Genomic DNA, 5,184 nt, shown 5'->3' with positions numbered 1-5,184 from the left:
CGATCTCGGTGTCGTGCCGAAGAATCACCACGCCGTTGCTGGTCCAGCCCTTGTAGTAGAGCAAGGGATGGGCCGCCATGATGGCGGGGTCGGTATCGTGTGCGGGGATGGCGTTGCTGTCGCGCGCGTACACCACCACGCCATCGGCGATGGCGCGTACGTGTTCGGGGTTGCGCGTGCCACCCGGCGCCGTGAAGTGCAGGCCGCCATGCCAGTTCATGTCGCGCCCCAGCGGAAACGCGCCTTGCCCGGACGATTCGCCCAGGGTGGTGCCGCTGGTGTCCTGGTCGGGCTGGGTGCCGGAGAGAAACGGAAGGCTGATCAACATCCTGTCGTCCTTGATGGCATGGCTAGTCGGAGAGTCCGGCGGCGTGGGGCGCAGCGTCTGGCGGAAGCCGGGGATGGGGGTCGAAGAAAACCCTTCTCTCCTTGGGATAGCTCCGGCATCAAGCCGATGTGCCGACCCGGCGGAAAGATGAAACGCAGATCGGATGGGGGTGCCATCGGCGGTCCCTGGGTGGCTGGCAGGAACGCACTACGATGAGGCTAGCGGGCAGCGTGGCCCATCCGGAAAAGGCCGCACGCGCTGTCAGTGTTGGCGGAGCCGTACGCCTGCGCCTACTTACACGTTGGCTGACAGTGAGCGCCACGGTATCGGCATGGGCTCGCCGTATGGCACGGCGCGCCAGCGCCTGACCCGTCCGTTGATCGCCCCGCGGCTTACCGGGAGGTGGGTGCCGGTGTGCCGCACCTGGCGATGACTGACGGCGTAATCAGCTGTTTACGGACACACGTCGCTGCGCATGCGCTGGCGTGTTTGGGCGTGCGCGTACAGCAGGCAGAGCCAGGCATGAGTCGGATACGGCTGACGCGGCGTATGCCTATGGGCGGCACGGCGTTGTATGGAACGGTGCTGCAGGCTCGACTTGCGCAGGATGTCGCGCCTCGGTGGATCCAGTAGCTGGTCTTTGACGATCTGCGCACGGGCCGTGCGCAGATCGCAGGGCCGTGTTTAGAGCTTGGCGGCGAGCAGCGTTTCCAGCTTGCGCTGGTCCACGGCGAACTTGCGGATGCCATCGGCCAGCTTGTCGGTAGCCATGGCGTCTTCGTTGTGGCCCCAGCGGAAGGCGGCTTCGCTGAGGGGGGCCGGACGCGCTTCGCGTGCGCCGTTGTCGCTGAGCATGCGCGGCAGCGGCGACTGATCTTGCTCCAGCTTCTCCAGCAGGTCGGGGCTGATGGTGAGGCGATCGCAGCCTGCCAGCGCCTGGATCTGACCGATGTTGCGGAAGCTTGCGCCCATCACCACGGTGTCGAAGCTGTGCTGCTTGTACCAGGCGTAGATGCGTCGCACCGACTTCACGCCCGGGTCTTCGTCCGGCGCGTAGCTCTTGGTGGCGGTGTTGGCCACGTACCAGTCCATGATGCGGCCCACGAAGGGCGAGATCAGGAACACGCCGGCTTCGGCGCACGCCACCGCCTGCTCAAACGAGAACAGCAGGGTGAGGTTGCACTGGATGCCGCGCTTCTCCAGCACTTCGGCGGCGCGGATGCCTTCCCAGGTGGAGGCGATCTTGATGAGGATGCGATCGCGCTTTACGCCAGCCTGCTCGTACAGATCGACCAGGCGCTCGGCCTTGGCGATGGTGGCTTGGGTGTCGAACGAGAGGCGCGCATCCACTTCGGTGGACACGCGGCCCGGCACCAGCTCGACGATCTTGCGGCCCACGGCCACGGCGAGGTGATCGCCGGCGTCCACCAGCTGTTGCTCGCGCGAGGCGCTCTTGCCCTTGGCCCAGCTCACTGCTTCATCGATCAGCGGCGCGTAAGCGGGCAGCTCCGTCGCCTTGAGCAGCAAGGATGGGTTGGTGGTGGCATCCACCGGGCGATAGCGAGCGATCGCTTCGATGTCGCCGGTGTCGGCGACCACGGTGGTGTACTGGCGGAGCTGTTCAAGTTGGGAGGACACGGCGACTTCCGAGAGAGCGAAAGGGCTATTGTCCATGCTCGGCCTCCGACGGCAAAGGCTTGGCGATGGGTGTATCGCTGCCGGTGACGATGCGGGCGTGGCGCTGGTAGGTCCAATAGGCCCAGGCCCAGTCCAGCATCACCACGAGACGGTTGCGAAAGCCGATCAGGAAGGCGATATGGGCGACCAGCCAGACCCACCAGGCGAGCAGGCCGGAGAGTTTGAGACGGCCAAATTGCGCCACGGCGGCCATGCGGCCGATGGTGGCGAGTGCGCCGTCGTCACGGTAGCGGAAGGGCGGGAGCGTCGCGCCGCGCCAGCGTGCCTTGATAAGGGTGGCCACGTAGCGGCCCATCTGTTTGGCGGCGGGCGCCACGCCCGGCACCAGTTTGCCGTCTGGCAGGGGCACGCAGGCGAGGTCGCCTATCACGAAGACCTCGGGGTGATCGGGCAGGCTGAGATCAGCCGTGACCTGCACGCGCCCGGCGCGATCCACGGGGGCCGCCAGGTGTTTGCCCAGCGGCGAGGCAGCGACACCGGCGCCCCATAACACGGTGCGTGCGGGGTAAGGCGTGTCGCCCAGGGTGACGCCGTCCGCGCCAATGGCGGTGACCGCGGTGCCCAGGCGCACTTCCACACCCAGCTTTTCCAGTTGGCGGCGCGCCTTGTCCGATAGCGAGGGATCGAACGCGGGCAGCAGGCGCGGGCCGGCTTCCACCAGCAGTACGTTGGCCTTGCGAGGGTCGGCGCGGCGAAACTCGCGCGGCAGCGTGTGGCGGGAGATCTCGGCCAGCGTGCCGGCCAGTTCCACGCCGGTGGCGCCGCCGCCGACCACGACAAAGTTGAGCCATGCCTGGCGTTGCGCTGGGTCGTCCTCGCGTTCGGCGCGTTCGAAGGCGGTCAGTACGCGGCGGCGGATGGTAAAGGCGTCGTCGAGCGTCTTCAGGCCGGGGGCATAGCGTTCCCACTCGTCATGGCCGAAGTACGCGTGGGTGGAACCGGTGGCGACGACGAGCGTGTCGTAGCGCAATTCACCCTGGGCGAGTTGCACGCGCCGGGCAGCAAGATCGACGCCGAGCGCCTCGTCCATCAGCACCGTCGCGTTGGCCTGCTTGCGCAGGATCTGGCGCAGCGGTGCGGCAATGGAGGGCGCCGACAGGCCGGCGGTGGCGACCTGGTAGAGCAGCGGCTGGAACAGATGATGATTGCGTCGATCGACCAGGGTGATGCGGGCCTGGCTGTCGGCCAGGCCGCGTGCCACGGCGAGGCCGCCAAAGCCGCCGCCGAGGATCACGACGTGGTGGCGGGGATCGGGCGTTCGAGCGTCATGACTATCCATGTTGATGCCTCTTTCAGATGGGGAAATCGTAAGAGGAGCCGCTGTCGCCGTGATCCCGTGTCAGTACAGATCGATGGGATCGACGTCGAGCGACCAGCGTACTCGCCGCGCCGTGGGCAGCGTGGCGAGCAGGCGATACCAGGGTCGTATGGTTTGATGCAGCGCGCTGCGCGTGCTGGCTTCGATCAGTAATTGGCCGCGATGACGACCGGCGCGCAGTGGCATCGGCGCGGGCATCGGGCCGGCGATCTGCAGGGGCGCGTCGGCGAGCGCGGCGCGGGCCTCGTGCAGAAACCCATCCACGTGTTCGCGTTGATGGGCGTCGGCGCGCAGCAGCACCTGATGACCGAACGGCGGCAGCTCCACGCTGCGGCGTTCTTCCAGCAGGGTTTGTGCGGCAGCGCCATAGCCTTGTGCCAACAGCTGACGCAGCAGCGGATGTTCCGGATGATGGGTTTGCAGCAGCACGCGGCCAGGCTTGGCCGCGCGGCCGGCGCGACCGGCGACCTGCACCACGAGCTGGGCGAGCCGTTCGCTGGCGCGGAAATCCACGCTGTGCAGGCCTTCGTCCACACCCACGATGGCGACCAGGGTGAGGTTGGGCAGGTCGTGGCCCTTGGCCAGCATCTGCGTGCCGACGAGGATGGCGGGTCGGTCCTGGTGCAGGCCTTCCAACAGTTGTTCGAAGGCGTCGCGTCGGCGCGTGGTTTCGCGATCGATGCGCAGCACCGGCACCTCCGGAAAGAGCGCGGCGAGCGCTTCTTCCAGGCGTTCGGTGCCCTGGCCCTGCGGCTTGAGTTGGGGCGCGGTGCAGGCGGGGCAGGCCTGCGGTACCTGTGCGCGATAGTCGCAGTGATGACAGATCAGTTGTCGCCGGCTGGCGTGCAGGGTCATCGGGTGTTCGCAGCGCGGGCATTCGGCGTGCCAACCGCAGCTGTAGCACAGCAGCACCGGCGCATAGCCGCGGCGATTGCGAAACACTAGCACCTGTTCGCCGCGCGCCACGGTGTCGCCTACGGCGGCGAGCAACGCGGGCGACAGGCCGTGTTCCAGGCGCTGCGCGCGCATGTCCACGATCTGCACCTGCGGCGCGCGGACGGCGCCCGGTCGCGCGCGCAGACGCAGCGAGCGATATCGGCCCGCCTGGACGTTGGCGAGCGTTTCCAGCGAGGGCGTGGCCGACCCCAGCACCACCGGCACGCCGAGCGCGCGGCCCCGCAGCAGGGCCAGGTCGCGAGCGTGGTAGCGGAAGCCCTCCTGTTGCTTGTAGGCGCTGTCGTGTTCTTCGTCGACCACGATCAGGCCGGCATGCGGCAGCGGAGTGAATACCGCCGAGCGCGTGCCCAGGATCACTTTGGCCTCTCCGCTGCGGGCGCGCAGCCACGCACGGGCGCGATCGCCTTCGGCCAGGTTGGAATGCAGCACCTGCACCGTCACGCCGAGCCGCTCGCGCAGCCGCCGCACGGTTTGCGGGGCCAGGCCGATTTCCGGCACCAGCAGCAGGGCTTGTTTGCCCTGGGCGATGACCTGCTCGATCAGGGCGAGGTAGACCTCGGTCTTGCCGCTGCCGGTGACCCCATCGAGCAGGAACGGCTGGAAGCGTCCCAGCGTTTCGCCGATGGCTTCCACGGCTTGTTGTTGCTCGACGCTGAGCGCCGGTGCGGTGGTTACGGGCGCGGGCGCGTCGGCGTGCCGTTCGCAGCGGGCGATCAGCCCGGCGTCGTCCAGGCGGCGCGCGGCGTCGCGCCAACCGGGCAGTAGTTCATGCAGTAGCTCGGCGGTCTGGGGGCCGCGCGCGAGTGCTTCCAGCAAGGCCCGGCTGCCACCGCGGCGGCTGCCGGCGTCGAGCGCGCTGCGGCCTGCCACGGTGAGTTCCCAG

General features: G+C 68.1%; 4 protein-coding genes. All 4 read right to left on the bottom strand.

Features of this window, described 5'->3' with window-relative positions; genetic code table 11:
• Positions 1-328, bottom strand: a 328-nt coding sequence (locus JHD67_RS20875; RefSeq protein ID WP_199101071.1) for a hypothetical protein, incomplete at its 3' end; no start/stop codon positions are given.
• Positions 329-1,012: 684 nt separating this feature from the next.
• Entirely contained in the window at positions 1,013-2,002 is a 990-nt protein-coding gene (gene tal, locus JHD67_RS20870; RefSeq protein ID WP_233172152.1) for a transaldolase, read from the bottom strand.
• Positions 1,992-3,305: an NAD(P)/FAD-dependent oxidoreductase gene (locus tag JHD67_RS20865; RefSeq protein WP_199101069.1), complete on the bottom strand. Its 1,314-nt coding sequence runs from the start codon at positions 3,303-3,305 to the stop codon at positions 1,992-1,994. Before JHD67_RS20865 ends, tal begins: the two co-directional genes overlap by 11 nt.
• Before the next feature lie 60 nt (positions 3,306-3,365).
• Positions 3,366-5,184, bottom strand: a 1,819-nt coding sequence (locus JHD67_RS20860) for a primosomal protein N' (RefSeq protein ID WP_199101068.1), incomplete at its 5' end; no start/stop codon positions are given.

This window comes from Dyella sp. ASV21 (genome assembly GCF_016428975.1).
Classification (GTDB): domain Bacteria; phylum Pseudomonadota; class Gammaproteobacteria; order Xanthomonadales; family Rhodanobacteraceae; genus Dyella.
This window is presented reverse-complemented; position numbering and strand designations above follow the sequence as displayed.

What these genes read in the sequence shown, in the direction of transcription:
- tal (WP_233172152.1), bottom strand. Translation starts at nt 2,002, where the DNA reads ATGGACAATAGCCCTTTCGCTCTCTCGGAAGTCGCCGTGTCCTCCCAA.
- JHD67_RS20865 (WP_199101069.1), bottom strand. Translation starts at nt 3,305, where the DNA reads ATGGATAGTCATGACGCTCGAACGCCCGATCCCCGCCACCACGTCGTG.